This window comes from Lutispora saccharofermentans, assembly GCF_024363565.1.
GTDB classification, from domain to species: Bacteria; Bacillota; Clostridia; order Lutisporales; family Lutisporaceae; genus Lutispora; species Lutispora saccharofermentans.
The window spans coordinates 155,691-170,020 of the sequence record NZ_JAJEKE010000006.1 but is presented as its reverse complement, the minus strand read 5'-3'; the positions used below and the strand labels follow the sequence as shown (position 1 = coordinate 170,020).

The following is a 14,330-nucleotide window of genomic DNA, read 5'->3' as shown; positions in this document are numbered from 1 at the left end:
TACAATGTGGCCTCGGCTGCCATTACCTGCTCGGCAAAATCACTTTTCTTCATTGCTTTTATTCCTTTATATATATTGTGTAGTTCTTTCCCTTATCGACCGATAATGTTTTTGAGCTCTGATAATTAGAGTATCCAGGAAGGGATTTGGTTCACTTTTTAAATAAAAAAATTACTGAAATTTTAGGAAGGGATTTTTTTATTTATGTCTAATATATATTATAGCTAAACTTGTATAGACATGTATACAAGAGGAGGTGAAAGCTTGCTGAATAAGAATGAATAAGATATATTTTCATAAAACTACACCTCCTCCAGAGCGTGGCGAAAGCTGCATCTCTTTTAACAACTGTCAAAGGTTTAGAACTTAGCAGGACCAAAGCCCACCCTCTAATACAAAGGGCAGGCTTTTTAATTTGGCAGCCAGACTATCATAGCGCAAATAATGCCTTAGATCCTCAGTTTTGAGCCCCCGGCTTTCACTGGGTTTGCCCTTGCTTATTCTGTTGTTAATTATCAGGCAATTTTAAATATGATTAGGGCTTAACAATTTATCTCTTATCAGTTATTTCTCTCCTGTTCGTCAACAAAACGATATAGAAAACTCATCAATAGCTTTGATATACTGTTTCGTTGACACGGACTGGCAGACAAAAAAACTTTCTAAGTAATCAGCATAGCCAGCTACCCCTTATTGCAGGAAATTCAGAAATAAAGCCAGAACGACAATTCCAGCCACCAGCAGTACCCAAAAGATGCTGATTACCGTAGAAGTAACATTTACAGCGTTGCGGCTTTCGCGGCCTCGCATACAAACGATGGAAAGGCAAAGGCCCAAATGCTATGTACTCTGTCCAGCAAAGTGATTTTTAACAGAACCTGGATAAAAGTTGCCAGCGGCAGGAAGCTGACGATCAGCTCCGTCATGCTTACTTTTTGCAGTTTCTTATTTTCCATCTATTACCTCATTTCTTTCTTTCCAAACTGTGTTACCGCCACTGTAAGCACCAATGCAAAGATCAGGACCGCACAGGGCAGGAACGGGAACAGATGAAATGCTGTGTCGGCCGCTTCCGTTGTAAATTCGTGCAGTGAATAGGACACCAGATAGCCGCTGTAGCAATAAGGATAGATGATCCAAAGCGGCGTGTTGGTTACCAAAACTTCGGGAATGACAAGGAGCAGATTCAGGCCGACGGGCAGCAGCGGAGAAATCGTTGCGACCTTTTCAAACGGTACATGGCATGCTATGGGGACACCGGCGGAGGATGCCCGCACCTCTGAATTTTACGGTATATACAGAGAAGCGTGGAATGTGGCGAGAGGCGAAGCAACTACCCCAACGGTTTACGATACATCTGCCGGAATGATTGACATAACGGCCTGATATGCTATGGAGCATGTGTAATGATAAATATAAAATATAAAAGTGCTGACAAAACAGATATTGAACCTGTTTTTAAGCTGAACAAGGCACTCATTGACGAATACGAAAACATGGAAACGATTGATTATCAAAAAGTTTTGTCATGGGTACGAAATAAGATTGAAACTCATATACAAGAGTACATATGTGTCGTGCTTAACGAAAAAAAGGTTGGATATTACTATTTCCATGATGCAGATGGAAAAATGGGAATTGATGATTTTTATGTTTTCCCTCAATATCGAAATATGGGCATAGGAACGGAAATGCTGAAAAGGTGTATTTCTGAAACAAAACTCCCCATTTTCCTATATGTTTTCGCAAACAACAAGAGGGCCATTGCTTTATATCAAAAGTTTGGATTTCAGGTAACCGAAATCATTAAAAGCTCTCGGTATATCATGCAACGGATTTGATAAATTCTCTGCACAGAGTTTAGTTGGTAAATCTGATTAACTTTAAAATATTATTCTGACCTGAAATGCTTGGAGGAAACTTCATTATGGAAAAAAGCAAAATACTGCTTCGCCCATTTCAAGATACAGATGTTGCCATGTTCACCACATGGCTTCACAAGGACTATATTCTGAAATGGTATCAAGACCCGGAGGATTGGTTGACTGAAATCAATGGACGGCATGATGAATATGCTTGGATACATCACTTCATTGTCATGGACAGTGAAACATCCATTGGCTTTTGCCAACATTACGATTGCTACGATGCAAAAGATCTTGAGAACTGGTATACCGTCACCCAGTGCGGTGATACCTATAGCATAGACTACCTGATTGGCAACGAAGAATACTTGGGTAAAGGCTATGGAAAAGAGACCGTTCGTGTGTTGACAGGACATATCAAAGATATAGAGAATGCCCGTGAAATCGTTGTGCAGCCGGATGAAGATAACGGTGCTTCAAATGGGGTTTTACTGGCAAACGGCTATGTCTATGACAAGCAAAAGAAATACTACCGTAAGCTGCTGAATTAAACCTTTATCTTTCGCTAAAGCCAACAGCAAAACAGCGGCTTTGATTTTGTCAAAACCGCTGTTAATGCAGCAAATATGAACTCCGCCGCCCAAACAACGGCTCATATAATATATTACTTTTCGTGGCAGATTTATTATTTGACGATTGCATTCAATTGTGAATAATGGTGTTAAGATTTTAAATGGTAGTGTCGATAAATATATAAGTGAGACAATTAAATCATGGATGGATAGAATGCAATGGATTGCAAATCATTATAATAATGGGCTGCAATCTTTTTTATGCATAATGAAACTACAATACCGCTTGGACCTTTCAGGAAAGCGGGAGCAGTTCCGACTGACAGAAGAACTGCAAGAAAGGAGAAATGAGCTATGAGAATAGGCGCATTACATTCAACGAATTACAGAACGGACTACGTAGGTTATGAAGCGACAGGAGATAAGAAAACAGATGAATTCTACAGTTGTCTTTCGTCAGCAGTGGAGAAGTCTACTACGGATGGCACAGGAGAGGTGCTTGGACTAACAATGATAAAATATAATGACAGTATTCATTATGGAATGTCGGCAACTTATTCTACCGCTTCTACCGAAGCTGATCCAATCGTAAGGATTTCATCAAACTATGGTGGGGAACAGCGGTATTATGATGTTCATGTTAAAGATGTAGATCCTAAGAATGCGTCACAGTTAGAAATGTTTGCATTATCCTGTTATCAGGATGATCAGGGAATCACAGATGGGGGAACCTATGGTTCATTTACAAGAATGAAGGCGTATGCGTCCAATGCAGCCTATATAGGAAAGGGAATAGATTTGCAAGATCCGGATAATGCATCTGCTAAAATAGACTGGGTGGCAATGTTACAACAGATGTCACAGCTTTATTTACAGAATTCGCAGACGTATTCACAGTATTTAGACTGCGTTAGTCTGGCATCGAAGCTTGAAAACTGGAGTGATGAAGTGAATAAAACTTACGGTCCAACGGTTACGAAGCAGAACAGGCTGACTTGGAAAGCAGGGTGTTTGTAGAAGCACCGGACAAATCGGATGGAAGACGCAGGCAGAATATTCACATTAGCTATGATTTGGTTTGGATTCTACCAGAACTAAATAACCCGATACATGAAGAAATGGCGTAGCTTTTTACGCTACGCCATACTTCGTTCAAATACTGGTTTATCAAGGACTGCCTTAAGTACGCTTCTTTTTCATATACCTTTTCAAAACCGTTGCTTACAATCGATTACGCATTGCAGCATATAAGAAATAAGCCGCTGAAACAACGGTTCACATATACGTTGTTTCAGCGGCTTATTTAAAAATGCTCCCGGTCAGCCATTGGTGTAAGTCGAATTTTGCTTTCTATAGCCATCGTTATCCTTGGCGCTCAATTCAGCTTCTACCTGGGAAAGCCGTCTTTCCAAATCCTTGTGCTTGTCTTCATCATCACTTGCATTTTTCAGTTCTTGTTGGATCTGCTTTTTTTCTTCCTTGAGCTTTTTAATCTCATGGTCAACATTGCCCGTATCAACCGTGCATTTCATGTCCGCTTTCTTGTCATCTGCTTTTTCTGGAGCCTGTGATTTGTCCTCAGGTTCACTTTGCTTTGGTGCTACTTCCGGTGAAGCAATATCAGGTTCTTTTTTTTCTGATGCCGCTTGCTCGCTTTTTTCAGGCGAATCGGGACGGTCAAACACAATTTTGGGCTGACCATTTTCATCTTTTTCCATGCGGTAAATGCCCGGAGTTTCATTGGGCTTATCACCGCCCCGAATATATTCATCGCGGGGCTCATTCAATGCGCCCGATGGTTTTTGAAATCCCGTTTTGGAAACATCCTCTGCTTTGTCAATGGCATCTGCCTTCTGGTTGTCTTCAGCCTTATTTGCGTAGAGATTTTGTTGGGAAATGGTATTATTTACTGCTCCTATTAACATGGGGGCTCCTCCTTTGTCACGTGAAATTAGCGTTTATACTTCTCATTCTACAAATATAACCGGCGTTTTCAATAGGATTGTTGCGGAATGTCCTTTCGATGCACCAATCCATATCAAAAATGCTATAGAGGCATTTAGTCAACCATTGTGCAACGTGACGATTTTTCACAAAAGCGGATATATGCCGTAATGCCCAGAGCAATTAGCGCAAGAAAAGTAAATAAATAAAACAATATGGAAAGACAGTGTAAAAAATTTTGTTCTATCTGCGCAACGGTGGTGTCCAGCAAAAAATAAGCTTCCGAAGGAAGCGTTTTGCGTATCTCCTCAAAAATAGAGCGATCTTTCAGAACCCCCATCTTGGACAATTGTATCAACTGATCAGGTAAAAGCAGTTCCGCCAACCCTGCAGCAATGTTCTTTTCTCCTTTCCAAAAGCTGCTTATAACTATATTTCCCACTGCATACCCAGCGGCCATGCCAAATGGCCCAGCAAAAATAATAAAAGAAGTGCCGACGCCTAGGTGTGAATGCTCGATATAGTGCTGCGCCAGCAACATAGAAATAGCTAACAAAGAGCTGGTGCCCGCACCGTAAAACAACATAATAATAAAAAAGTAGCTCTCACGGAAATCCATAGATAGTTGTGCCATCAGCAAGTATGCGATTATACTGCAAAGCAGGGACAAAGCCAGCGCATGTGTGTATTTTTTGTATCTAGAAAGATATCGGCCAATTAGCAGTGCAATTACGGTGCTAGGAACTCCTTTGGGAAGAAGCATTAGTCCTGCAGTCGTGGCACTTCTTGCGAATAGATACTGTAGATATAACAAAAGGTATCCATTTGCGGCTTCGCACATATTGGCAAGGATAGCCATAATAAAAATACTGCAATACACAGGCTTTTTAAAAAGCTGCAGTGGAACCATCGGGTTTTTCGATTTTTTCTCCCATTTTATAAGAAAAAGAAAAACGATAGTGACGGTGAACGGAAGAGTAACACCGGGAAATGACCACCAGGCAAACTGGGTGCCGCCCATTGCAAGCCAAAGCATCAATGGAAACAAAAAAGCAGCAAATAGAAGCATTCCTTGCCAATCCACTTTTTCTGTTTTACTGAAGTGCTTTGACTCGGGTAAAAAACGAAAAACGAGCGTCGCTGAGGTCAGAAGCGGTATCAGCACCACAGCATAGATAATTCTCCAATTCCAAAAGTCGCAAAGCAGTCCACCTATGAATGGCCCACCCCATATAGAGAAATTATCGATAATCGTACAAATTGCAATACGTTTAGCTCTAACCTGAGGTAAGCTAATGGCTACGATAATAGTACGGTATACGCCAAATAGAAAGCCAAATGCGCAGGCTGCCAACACTGTGAAAAGCAAATATACAAAAAAGGCCGTGGCGCAAAGGCAACCGGTACAAGCGATGGCATATACTAATACTCCTAAAATAAAAACGCGCTTATAACCGATCAAGTCGCTTATTTTTCCTGCAATTGGCAAAACCACAGCGGTGGATGCACCAGCTAAAACAAGAACAATAGAATAAAAAGGAAGTGCGTGTAGCTGTGTCAATATGGTGGGAAGCAAATTACTCCGGGCATTTTCGACAACACCTATAGCACTTGAGCCGATCATCATCCCTGCCAGGATAAACTTTTGTACAACAGCCATTTCTTTTTCTGTTACAGAGTGAATAATAGTATGATTCATATCGTCCTCAACATTTCAAAATATGGGGCCGTTGCTCTTATGCTGAGCAATAGCCCCATAGGTTAGATTTTAACATTGGGAAGGGTTACATTCAGCTACTCGTGTTGGGTTCTTATGTTAAATCGCCAACAATCTCCTGTTCGGCAAAAAGGGCGGTTACTCCACCGGTATGTAGAAACACGACTGTTTCACCTTTACCGACAATGCCCTTTTCAATATAATCTAACAGGCCGGCGAATCCCTTCCCGGAATAAACCGGATCCAATAGGATACCTTCAGTGCGTGCCAATCGTCTGATTGCAGCGGAAGATAACTCGTTGGGTTGCTCATAGCCGGGAGCATAATAGTCTGCGGAAATACAAAGAGAGCCTGCAGAAACAGTCTTGTCCGCGCCTAGCAGGGCAAGCGTTTCATTTGCCAGTGCAGCGGCCTTTTCTGCATAATCATCACCGGGGTTATCTACAGCTACTGACACAAGCTGCATTTGAGGTGCTATCATCGCGCGTGCTGCAGCAAGGCCTGCCAGCGTGCCGCTGGACCCTGTAGCGTGGAACAAGTAATCTGCCGTGCATCCAAGAGAGTTCAATTGTTCACATAACTCAATATAACCGCTATAAAAGCCCACAGAGCCAAGCGGAGAAGCGCCTCCACCGGGTATAATGTAGCATTTATGACCGGCGTCCTCCAGTTGATTCTGATAGCTGGCGGCTATAGCCGTTGTTCGTTGCATAGCCTCCATCACATTTTCGTTTGGTTGTACAGAAACAATATGAATTTCAGCGTCAAAAATTTTGTCGAGCAAAAGGTTAGCCTTTGGGGCACCTTCATCAGTATCCACCAGATTCACCAAAAAAAGTACCGGAATAAGTCCACACTTACGGCATGCAGCGGCGGTTTGCATGGCGTGGTTTGATTGTGTAGCCCCAAATGTAAACACATATTTGCAGCCTTTATTTTGTGCATCTGCCATCAGATACTCTAGTTTGCGCATTTTATTTCCACCAAACAAATTACTGCCAGACAGGTCTTCGCGTTTAAGGAAAATATTTATGCCTATTTCATTAGAAAGCGTTTCCAACTTTTGCAAATGCGTTGGATAAAAGCCTAGCGACAATCTGGGTATTTTTTTGAGAAAAATTTTTGCGTTGTCAACTATATACATAATAATCACTCTCCTTTTAATTACAAAAGCGTATAAAAGCAATTTGAATCAGCGCTTTCTTCGAAGTACGCGACCCATCAGAACGTTGTTATCTTGAACTCCGTTTTCCATGGCAACCCCCCCGTTGACGATTACACAATCGATACCGCTGGTGTATACTTTGGAGTGCTCATAGGTTGCGTTGTCACGTACCGTATCCGCATCCAACACGACCACATCAGCGAAGTAGCCCTCTCGCAGAAGGCCACGACGATCCAAACATAAAGTTTGAGCTGGCAGGGCTGCCATCTTTCGTACGGCGGACTCTAATGTAAGCAGCCCTTTTTCACGCACAAAATGGCGTAAAATCATTCCTTGTGTGCCATAGGCGCGCGGGTGTGTTTGTCCCGCTGCCATAATACCTTTGTTGGACATACACATGCTGTCAGATCCAACCATGGACTCGGGATTAGCTGTGATGGCTTCCATATCACTATCCTGTTGGCAAATCATGCGCACCTGTATTTTAGAATCTTGCTCCAAAAGAATATCGCAGATACTGGTAACAACATCTGTGCCTCGCAGTTCCGCTAGCTCCGGAAGAGATTTTCCTTCCATCCATTTCCCGCTGTCGGCTGTAACATTTGCAACCTTAAAGGAAGCAGCAGCTTCTTCACAGGTATTATAGCCAAAATCAATCATCTTTTTGCGGATCCCCTCTTGAACGTTTCCGCGCTGATTCGGATCGCGCAGCAGTTCAAGCATGTGGGCCACACCGCCGCCTTCGAAGCACCACGCAGGCACGAGAGAGGCCAACGAGGACATGCCGCTAGTATAAGGGTAAGTGTCGTATGTAATGTCCAAGCCGGAATCGGAACCCTCCTTTAGTTTAGCAAACAGCTTTCCCACACAGCCCCAATGCTTAGGATCTGTAAGCTTTAAATGCGAAATATGCAACCCAACATCTGCTTTCCGGCAGATGTTAAATGCCTCTTCCATTGATTCGTAAATTCCGGATCCCTCGTCTCGCTGATGTGTGATGTATTTGACGCCGTAAGGTTTAATCGCCTTGCATAATTCAGCTAACTCGTCCTCATCAGTATAAAGCCCCGGTAAATATACAAGGCCGCTTGTGAGACCACACGCGCCGGCCTCCATTGCTTTATATATCTCTTCCTGCATATGCGCCATCTGCTCAGCAGTGGCGGGCGTACCATCAAACCCCATTTCATGGATTCGAATGGCACCCTGCGCTACAAGCGGTACCATATTAATAGCGGTAGGCTTTTTGTCTGCATAGTCCAGATACTCCTCGTATGTGGTCCAAGGCAGATCCAGATGATCCACCGGGATGGAACCGACAATTCGAGTTGTCAAATATTTAAGCAGTAAATCTTTAGTTTTCTCGGAAACCGGAGCAACTCCCACACCGCAGTTTCCAATCACATCCGTGGTCACGCCGTTATATATGCGAGCGCTTGCTAAGGAATCGTATAGCAGAGAAAGGTCGGAATGCGTGTGCATGTCAATAAAGCCGGGAGTGACAATTTTTCCATCTGCATTAACAGTTTTTTTTGCTTTTGCGGTGGAAAGGTCTCCAATGGCAGCAATTAAATCTCCCGTAATGCCCACGTCAGCTCGATAACGATTTTTACCGGATCCGTCGATCACCATACCATTGATAATTTTTATATCAAACATTTTTTACTCCTTTTCTATAAGCGATTTTTTGTTTTGGGATCGAAATATAGCAATAGTTATTATAATTCCGCTAATTACCATTAGCAGCATAATAATAGCAGTGGGAATGCCTGCCTTTCTGAGAACAAAATATAAAATGGCGTTTATGAACAAAGTAATTGAGCCAACTCTTCTATTTGCCAATGTTAGGGTAGTGTAAAGAGCACCGACCAGAGCTGGCAATATATAAACAAAAGCTGCTGTGACCGATGGCGGCAGTATATTAACAATGGCGGCGCCAGCGATCACAAACAATAACATAACCAAAACAGTAACTACAATGGATGTGCACACGCCCAGCGTAGAAGCAACCTCAGCCTCTGCTGAGCCAGGTTCTACCTCAGCAGCATTTTGTGCTGCCGCTGAGGCGGGAACACGAACGTCGGCGGCAGATCCAGCCATCCAAGTCATATATGTGCCGGCAACACCCAGCGCGGGGAAATAAGAGATAGGTTGCACGATCCAACCAACTATACTCATAGGCACCAGAAGGCTTGCCAACGATCCAAGTCCACTCCAACCGGGCCATGCGCCATATCGAAGCCATAGATAAAGCGCAGGGATAAATACCGAAATTGCCGCGCATAGCATAAACATTGTGCCAATCTTTACGGCCTTTTTGCTAAAGCTGTTCATTTGATTATTCCTCCAATCCAAATTAACCAATCATATTTTGAGTAATTCCGGTGATTATAACACTGACAAGAATAGCTATACCGCTACCAAGCTGTACGATCAATTTATTATTTTTAAAAAGTGCATTGATAATCAGAACAACAGCACAGCCCAGAATTGATGCCAAGGCGTAATAATAGTTGGGCTTACCAATAACATTGTTACATAAAAGATAAGAAAAAACGCCGAGTGAAGAGCAGCCAAGAATCATCTTAATCAGCTTTGGATCAAATTTATGCTCTAAAAATCCGATAGCGCTATTCATGTTTGGCGTACAGAATAGGGTAACGATAAACCAACCCACACACCCCATTGGAATGCCCCACAGCAGAAAAGATAGACCAGTAAGATCTAGATTTTCCCCTAGCGTTTGACCGATTAATTCTGTGCACATAGATGCGAGGGTAAGTTTGGAACGAGGAGCACCAGCATAGTTAGAACCTTGCAGAGTAAATGCAGGACCCAACATCGCCACCATCGACACAATAATTAAGATGTTAGAAAAAGACGGGCCAATAGATGTAACTGCTGCTGCACGGACAATATTCTTGACACTTTTAATACCAAGGTGCTTGGCGGCTTTTAATGAAAGCCGAAAGTATAGGGCGGTCATGGCGAGCAGAATTAGCGGAGTAATAATACATGCTATCCACATGCCAGGAGAGCGTAGGATTTGTTCAGGTGTCATAATGATTTCTCCTTTCATTTCTTAACAATTTACAGCCATGTTAATAATCAGTCCGATATTAAACGGCATGGCCTTTGTTAAGATCTTAGCTTAAAAAAAGGAGTCTTTAAAGAGCCTTAAAATTGACTTTAATAAAAAATATTAACTCATTTAAATAAATATTATAAAAATTTTAATTATTTGCTCTTATACTTATTGAAACAGTGTTGCAAAATCACAAAGGAAGATTTATGATTGGGGTATATTCAGAATAAAAATTTGTTTGTTTAAGGATGGGGTAAGTATTGAGGATTGCGTTTATAGTTTGTCAGTCTTCTCCTAAAATAAACCGTGAAGTAGTAGATTTAGGCATAGAACATATTTTGAAAGCAATGAATAGCAACCCGCGCATTACAGTGGACTTTGTTAATATCAATAATTATGAAGAAGCAGGAGAAGTTGCCCAAGTTTACCAGAGGAAATATGATGCTCTCCTTTTTGCCGGACGCATACCATATTATTGTGCGCTCAGGCAGATCGCCCCCACTTGTCTCTGGGATTATGTGATAAGGGAAACTTCTTCTTTGTTGCGTGTTATGCTTCAGGCTAATCAAGATGGTTACGATATTGAAAGGTACAGCCTTGATTCTTTTACCAGAGAAGAACTGCAGGATATCTGTCTCGACATCGGTGAGGATAGATTACTCAGCGTCGATTACGAAAACTTTCGGATATCTGATTTGAAAACGGTCTATCAATTTCATAAGCAGTGCTACGAATCGGGTAAAGTATCCTGCTGTTTTACAACACTGTCCATGGTTGAAAAACGCTTAAGAGAAGAGAAGATACCCGCTTATTGTATTGTGCATGATGCCAGCGCTTATCGGCAAAAGCTGCGGGAGCTTTATTACAGATATCAAATTGGTATGCAGCAAAGTAATCAGACCATAGTAATAGCTGTCGGCTTTGCTTCTTTGAGCATGAACTCTATTCTGACACAAAAAGAGCATGATCGTCTAATAAACCGGTTAGAAATCGAAAAACGGCTCTATCAATTTGCAGCGTCAATTGACGCTGCAATCACACAAGCACAGTTCGACGGATATCTGCTGTTCTGTACTAAGGAAGTCTTGGAAAATGTGACAGACTATTACAAAAGCATTTCGCTGCTCAACCAGTTGGAAAAGGAATCGCTCGAACGGGTGTGTATGGGAATTGGCTACGGGGCTACGATAATGGAAAGCAAATGCAATGCTGTGCTGGCAATGGAGCAAGTGAAAAAGCGGGAGTACAACTCCAATACTGCAATGGTATTGTATCCAAATCAGAACTGCTGGGGCCCAGTATTTGGAAACCATATGGACACAAGCACTGAACAGGAAACAAAGACCGTAGATTCCAAGTTAAAGCGGATTTCTGATGCTACAGGAATTGGAATAAACCGTCTATTTCAGCTCAAAAATATGGTGATAAACAATCCTGGACGATTATATACTGCATGTGAGGTGGCGAGGGAATGCGGCGTGTCGGAAAGATGTATCAACCGAATAATTAAAAAGCTGGAGTTGGCAGACCATGCGAACGTGGTTGGGAAACGGCAAAAAGCCTCTGGACGTCCACAGCGGTTAATCGAATTTAATCTTTAAAGAAAAAGCGTCTGAAATTAACCACAACTTTAGATAGTGTCGACAATAGAAATATGCTGTACCATTTCTTTTTGTAATTCTGAAAGCTTACTTTCTTCTTTTTCAATATCGGAAGTGAGCTTATTAATTTCGGCATCTGCATCCGGCTCCATTTTTGAAGCAGAATCTGCAGATAGAATCTTATACCACAGCTTCTGCTAATGTAATAAATAAAACTTGGACTATAAGAACCAATAATATGGATATACACACGTTCTTTACACTGCCCGAAAAAAACTTTCTAACAATATGGAATGTGAAAATCAATAATAAAATGACAGATGAATACCGGACAAAATCAGCGCACATCGGGGCAAATTTTACGTTGATTAACGAAAGAATCCAATAGGTAAAAGACTGCATCATTCCGTCCGCAATGCTATGTATGGAAATAACCAACGATGATAAGGCAAACGCTTCTGCAAATTTGCACTTTTGAAAAAGCGCGCCGCAAGCTGACAGCAGTAAAATTCCCAGAAGAACATACAGGAATGTCCAATCCCTGCCATTGATTTCCTTTCTCCCATATCTTTTTTGCTAATGAAAGTCCATCTTGTTCTGGCATCTGTATGTCCAGAAAAAAATATCGTAAGGACATGAAGTCTGCAAAAGTTCTGCAGCACTAAAAAAGCATTCTATTTTACAATGATCTTTTCTTTCTTCCATATAGGTGAGTATCTTATGTCTTAAATCTTCACATGCGGATTTCTTATCATCACATATTGCAATTTTCACCATCATTTTCTCCTAACAATCTCCGTACGGCTCTGCTTGCATAAAAAGAAATTAGGTGTATTTGACTTGATTTTTTGTATGCAGCCCATTTTATTATTTTTTCAAATCATACAGCCGTTTTCAATAGAATTGTTGCGGAATGCCGCCTTTATGTTATGAAATGTTAAATTACGCATCTTATTATATCTGATGAAACAAATATCATCAACATCTCTGAACTTGGTTCGGAATTGAAATTGACAATATTAACAAGTAGTGATAATATGAATATGCTATATGACTGACGGAAGTGGAAATAACCACAGGAAGTATAGCGTTTTATGAAGCCGACCGTCTGTGCATGATGCTTGGATTGGTGGGTTTTTTTATTTCTTTCTGAATGTTGTGATTTTCATTCAGAAAGAATTATGAATATAAGAGCAGAGTAGGATTTTGTGCGTAAATCATTGATTTTCAGTGCCTTCTGAACGGGGAGTTGTCAGAGGGACGAAAAGCCTTTGCAGGCTTACGGTACAAGATTCGCATCCCGCTGCTACATAAGGAGAAGCGGTGTAATCATTATGCCTCTTGTTATGTAGCTGTGCTGCATAACAGGAGGTGTTTTTTATGGTCGCAACTTAGCAAATCAATTTAACGATAAACTTTCTAGAATACGCTTATTAAGAAGGGAGAAGTTAAATTGAAAGGCTCATCTTTATATGTGCGCCGCATCACAATATCTGCGGTATTCCTCAGTATTTCACTCGCTTTGAAAACAACATTTTTCTTTTACATACCCATGTTTGGACAAAATGGAATGAGCATTGGAATTTCCGGCATTTTCTCCATCATGCCATCCCTTTTATTTGGGCCTGTGTATGGCGCTATTGTATCAGGGCTTTCTGACTTTTTAGGCTATTTATTGAAGCCTGTGGGAACCTATATCCCCCTCATGACGCTGGTAGTAGCTGCTGGTGGATTTATCAGGGGCGCATTATGGAATGCGTTGCGAAATAAAGACAGTAAGAAAATGAGAATTGCAGTTGCAGTATGTTCCGCTCTTTTATTGTTAGTAGGCATTTTTAATATTGCATTTCTGTCTGCCGATGGTATTGACAATGGCTTTTATGACCATGTACAAAAAGAAAACATCAATACAGACAATATGCACCTTGTCAGCAAAATGCTTATTACAAGAACAATTGACACGAAAGACCCATCAGGAAATCTGGCGACCTACATTACCTTCGTAACAGCAGGGCTTATCGGCAGCGCTGCTCTCGGTATTCTTTTGCTAACCGCTGATCTTTTTATATCAAAGAAGTTTCTTCATGACACAAGCAGAGGGCAAATACCCCAGCTTCTTATCGTTATGATTGGTTCTGGTCTGATTGTAACTACCCTAAACACAGTCGTATTGCGGGAAACAATCTTTACCGCATGGAAGGTACTTCCGTTTGCAGCTATATGGATTCCCCGCGTGATTGAAGAAGTCCTGGGCAATACGGTTAAGGCATATTTTGTAGCCGTGCTGTTGGGGATTTTCAGGAAGCAACATGGCCTGAAGGAACTAATTGATGGGTCATCCATAGGGTCCAAAAACGACACAAAGTATAAGTAAGATTGGG

Annotated in this window: 14 protein-coding genes, 1 pseudogene and 3 riboswitches; of the genes and pseudogenes, 6 read left to right on the top strand and 9 right to left on the bottom strand. The window is 41.6% G+C overall.

All coding sequences use genetic code 11. The features are described 5' to 3' along the window. Nucleotides 1-414: 414 nt before the first annotated feature. Nucleotides 415-502, bottom strand: a riboswitch (cyclic di-GMP riboswitch). A 277-nt stretch (nucleotides 503-779) separates the two neighbouring features. Further along, on the bottom strand, nucleotides 780-956 hold the full coding sequence (locus tag LJD61_RS09080) for a hypothetical protein (protein ID WP_333783078.1): 177 nt from the start codon (nucleotides 954-956) through the stop codon (nucleotides 780-782). 3 nt (nucleotides 957-959) lie between these two features. Continuing rightward, nucleotides 960-1,247 (bottom strand): annotated as a pseudogene (locus LJD61_RS20750) (ABC transporter permease); the annotation flags it as partial. Between LJD61_RS20750 and LJD61_RS09070 the strand changes: the two are divergent. The 4 genes from LJD61_RS09070 to LJD61_RS09055 all read left to right on the top strand — a co-directional run bounded on the left by LJD61_RS09070 (nucleotide 1,132) and on the right by LJD61_RS09055 (nucleotide 3,454). Continuing rightward, complete coding sequence (locus LJD61_RS09070) at nucleotides 1,132-1,386, top strand: hypothetical protein (protein WP_255227244.1); 255 nt, start codon at nucleotides 1,132-1,134, stop codon at nucleotides 1,384-1,386. The pseudogene LJD61_RS20750 and the gene LJD61_RS09070 sit on opposite strands and share 116 nt — an antisense overlap. Nucleotides 1,387-1,406: 20 nt before the next feature. Next, nucleotides 1,407-1,841, top strand: a complete 435-nt coding sequence (locus LJD61_RS09065; protein WP_255227214.1) for a GNAT family N-acetyltransferase — start codon at nucleotides 1,407-1,409, stop codon at nucleotides 1,839-1,841. 86 nt (nucleotides 1,842-1,927) lie between these two features. Further along, nucleotides 1,928-2,416, top strand: a complete 489-nt coding sequence (locus tag LJD61_RS09060; RefSeq protein ID WP_255227213.1) for a GNAT family N-acetyltransferase — start codon at nucleotides 1,928-1,930, stop codon at nucleotides 2,414-2,416. A gap of 375 nt (nucleotides 2,417-2,791) precedes the next feature. Further along, nucleotides 2,792-3,454 (top strand): hypothetical protein, encoded by a 663-nt coding sequence (locus tag LJD61_RS09055; protein WP_255227212.1) that lies wholly within the window; start codon nucleotides 2,792-2,794, stop codon nucleotides 3,452-3,454. 302 nt (nucleotides 3,455-3,756) lie between these two features. Here LJD61_RS09055 and LJD61_RS09050 read toward each other — a convergent pair whose 3' ends face one another. From LJD61_RS09050 to LJD61_RS09025, 6 genes are all read right to left on the bottom strand, one after another. Beyond that, a complete protein-coding gene (locus LJD61_RS09050; RefSeq protein WP_255227211.1) occupies nucleotides 3,757-4,362 on the bottom strand; it encodes a hypothetical protein in 606 nt (201 codons plus the stop codon). Nucleotides 4,363-4,496: 134 nt separating this feature from the next. Next, nucleotides 4,497-6,080, bottom strand: a complete 1,584-nt coding sequence (locus tag LJD61_RS09045) for an MFS transporter (RefSeq protein ID WP_255227210.1) — start codon at nucleotides 6,078-6,080, stop codon at nucleotides 4,497-4,499. Between the two features lie 112 nt (nucleotides 6,081-6,192). After that, nucleotides 6,193-7,242 carry a 1-aminocyclopropane-1-carboxylate deaminase/D-cysteine desulfhydrase gene (locus LJD61_RS09040; RefSeq protein WP_255227209.1) on the bottom strand — a complete coding sequence of 350 codons (1,050 nt, stop codon included), beginning with the start codon at nucleotides 7,240-7,242 and terminating at the stop codon, nucleotides 6,193-6,195. Nucleotides 7,243-7,290: 48 nt separating this feature from the next. After that, the gene (locus tag LJD61_RS09035) at nucleotides 7,291-8,922 is read right to left on the bottom strand and encodes an N-acyl-D-amino-acid deacylase family protein (protein WP_255227208.1); all 1,632 of its coding nucleotides are present in this window, start codon (nucleotides 8,920-8,922) and stop codon (nucleotides 7,291-7,293) included. A gap of 3 nt (nucleotides 8,923-8,925) precedes the next feature. Next, nucleotides 8,926-9,597 carry a hypothetical protein gene (locus LJD61_RS09030; protein ID WP_255227207.1) on the bottom strand — a complete coding sequence of 224 codons (672 nt, stop codon included), beginning with the start codon at nucleotides 9,595-9,597 and terminating at the stop codon, nucleotides 8,926-8,928. Nucleotides 9,598-9,619: 22 nt separating this feature from the next. Next, a complete protein-coding gene (locus LJD61_RS09025; protein WP_255227206.1) occupies nucleotides 9,620-10,324 on the bottom strand; it encodes a DUF5058 family protein in 705 nt (234 codons plus the stop codon). Nucleotides 10,325-10,695: 371 nt separating this feature from the next. Between LJD61_RS09025 and LJD61_RS09020 the strand changes: the two genes are divergently transcribed. Further along, complete coding sequence (locus tag LJD61_RS09020; RefSeq protein WP_255227205.1) at nucleotides 10,696-11,949, top strand: hypothetical protein; 1,254 nt, start codon at nucleotides 10,696-10,698, stop codon at nucleotides 11,947-11,949. Nucleotides 11,950-12,525: 576 nt separating this feature from the next. Here the strand turns inward: LJD61_RS09020 and LJD61_RS09015 are convergent. Beyond that, nucleotides 12,526-12,726: a hypothetical protein gene (locus LJD61_RS09015; protein WP_255227204.1), complete on the bottom strand. Its 201-nt coding sequence runs from the start codon at nucleotides 12,724-12,726 to the stop codon at nucleotides 12,526-12,528. A 263-nt stretch (nucleotides 12,727-12,989) separates the two neighbouring features. After that, nucleotides 12,990-13,070, top strand: a riboswitch (ZMP/ZTP riboswitch). Between the two features lie 71 nt (nucleotides 13,071-13,141). Further along, nucleotides 13,142-13,257, top strand: a riboswitch (THF riboswitch). A 145-nt stretch (nucleotides 13,258-13,402) separates the two neighbouring features. On the opposite strand from LJD61_RS09015, the gene LJD61_RS09010 reads away from it, so the two are divergent. Next, nucleotides 13,403-14,323, top strand: a complete 921-nt coding sequence (locus tag LJD61_RS09010) for an ECF transporter S component (RefSeq protein WP_255227203.1) — start codon at nucleotides 13,403-13,405, stop codon at nucleotides 14,321-14,323. Nucleotides 14,324-14,330: the final 7 nt, after the last annotated feature.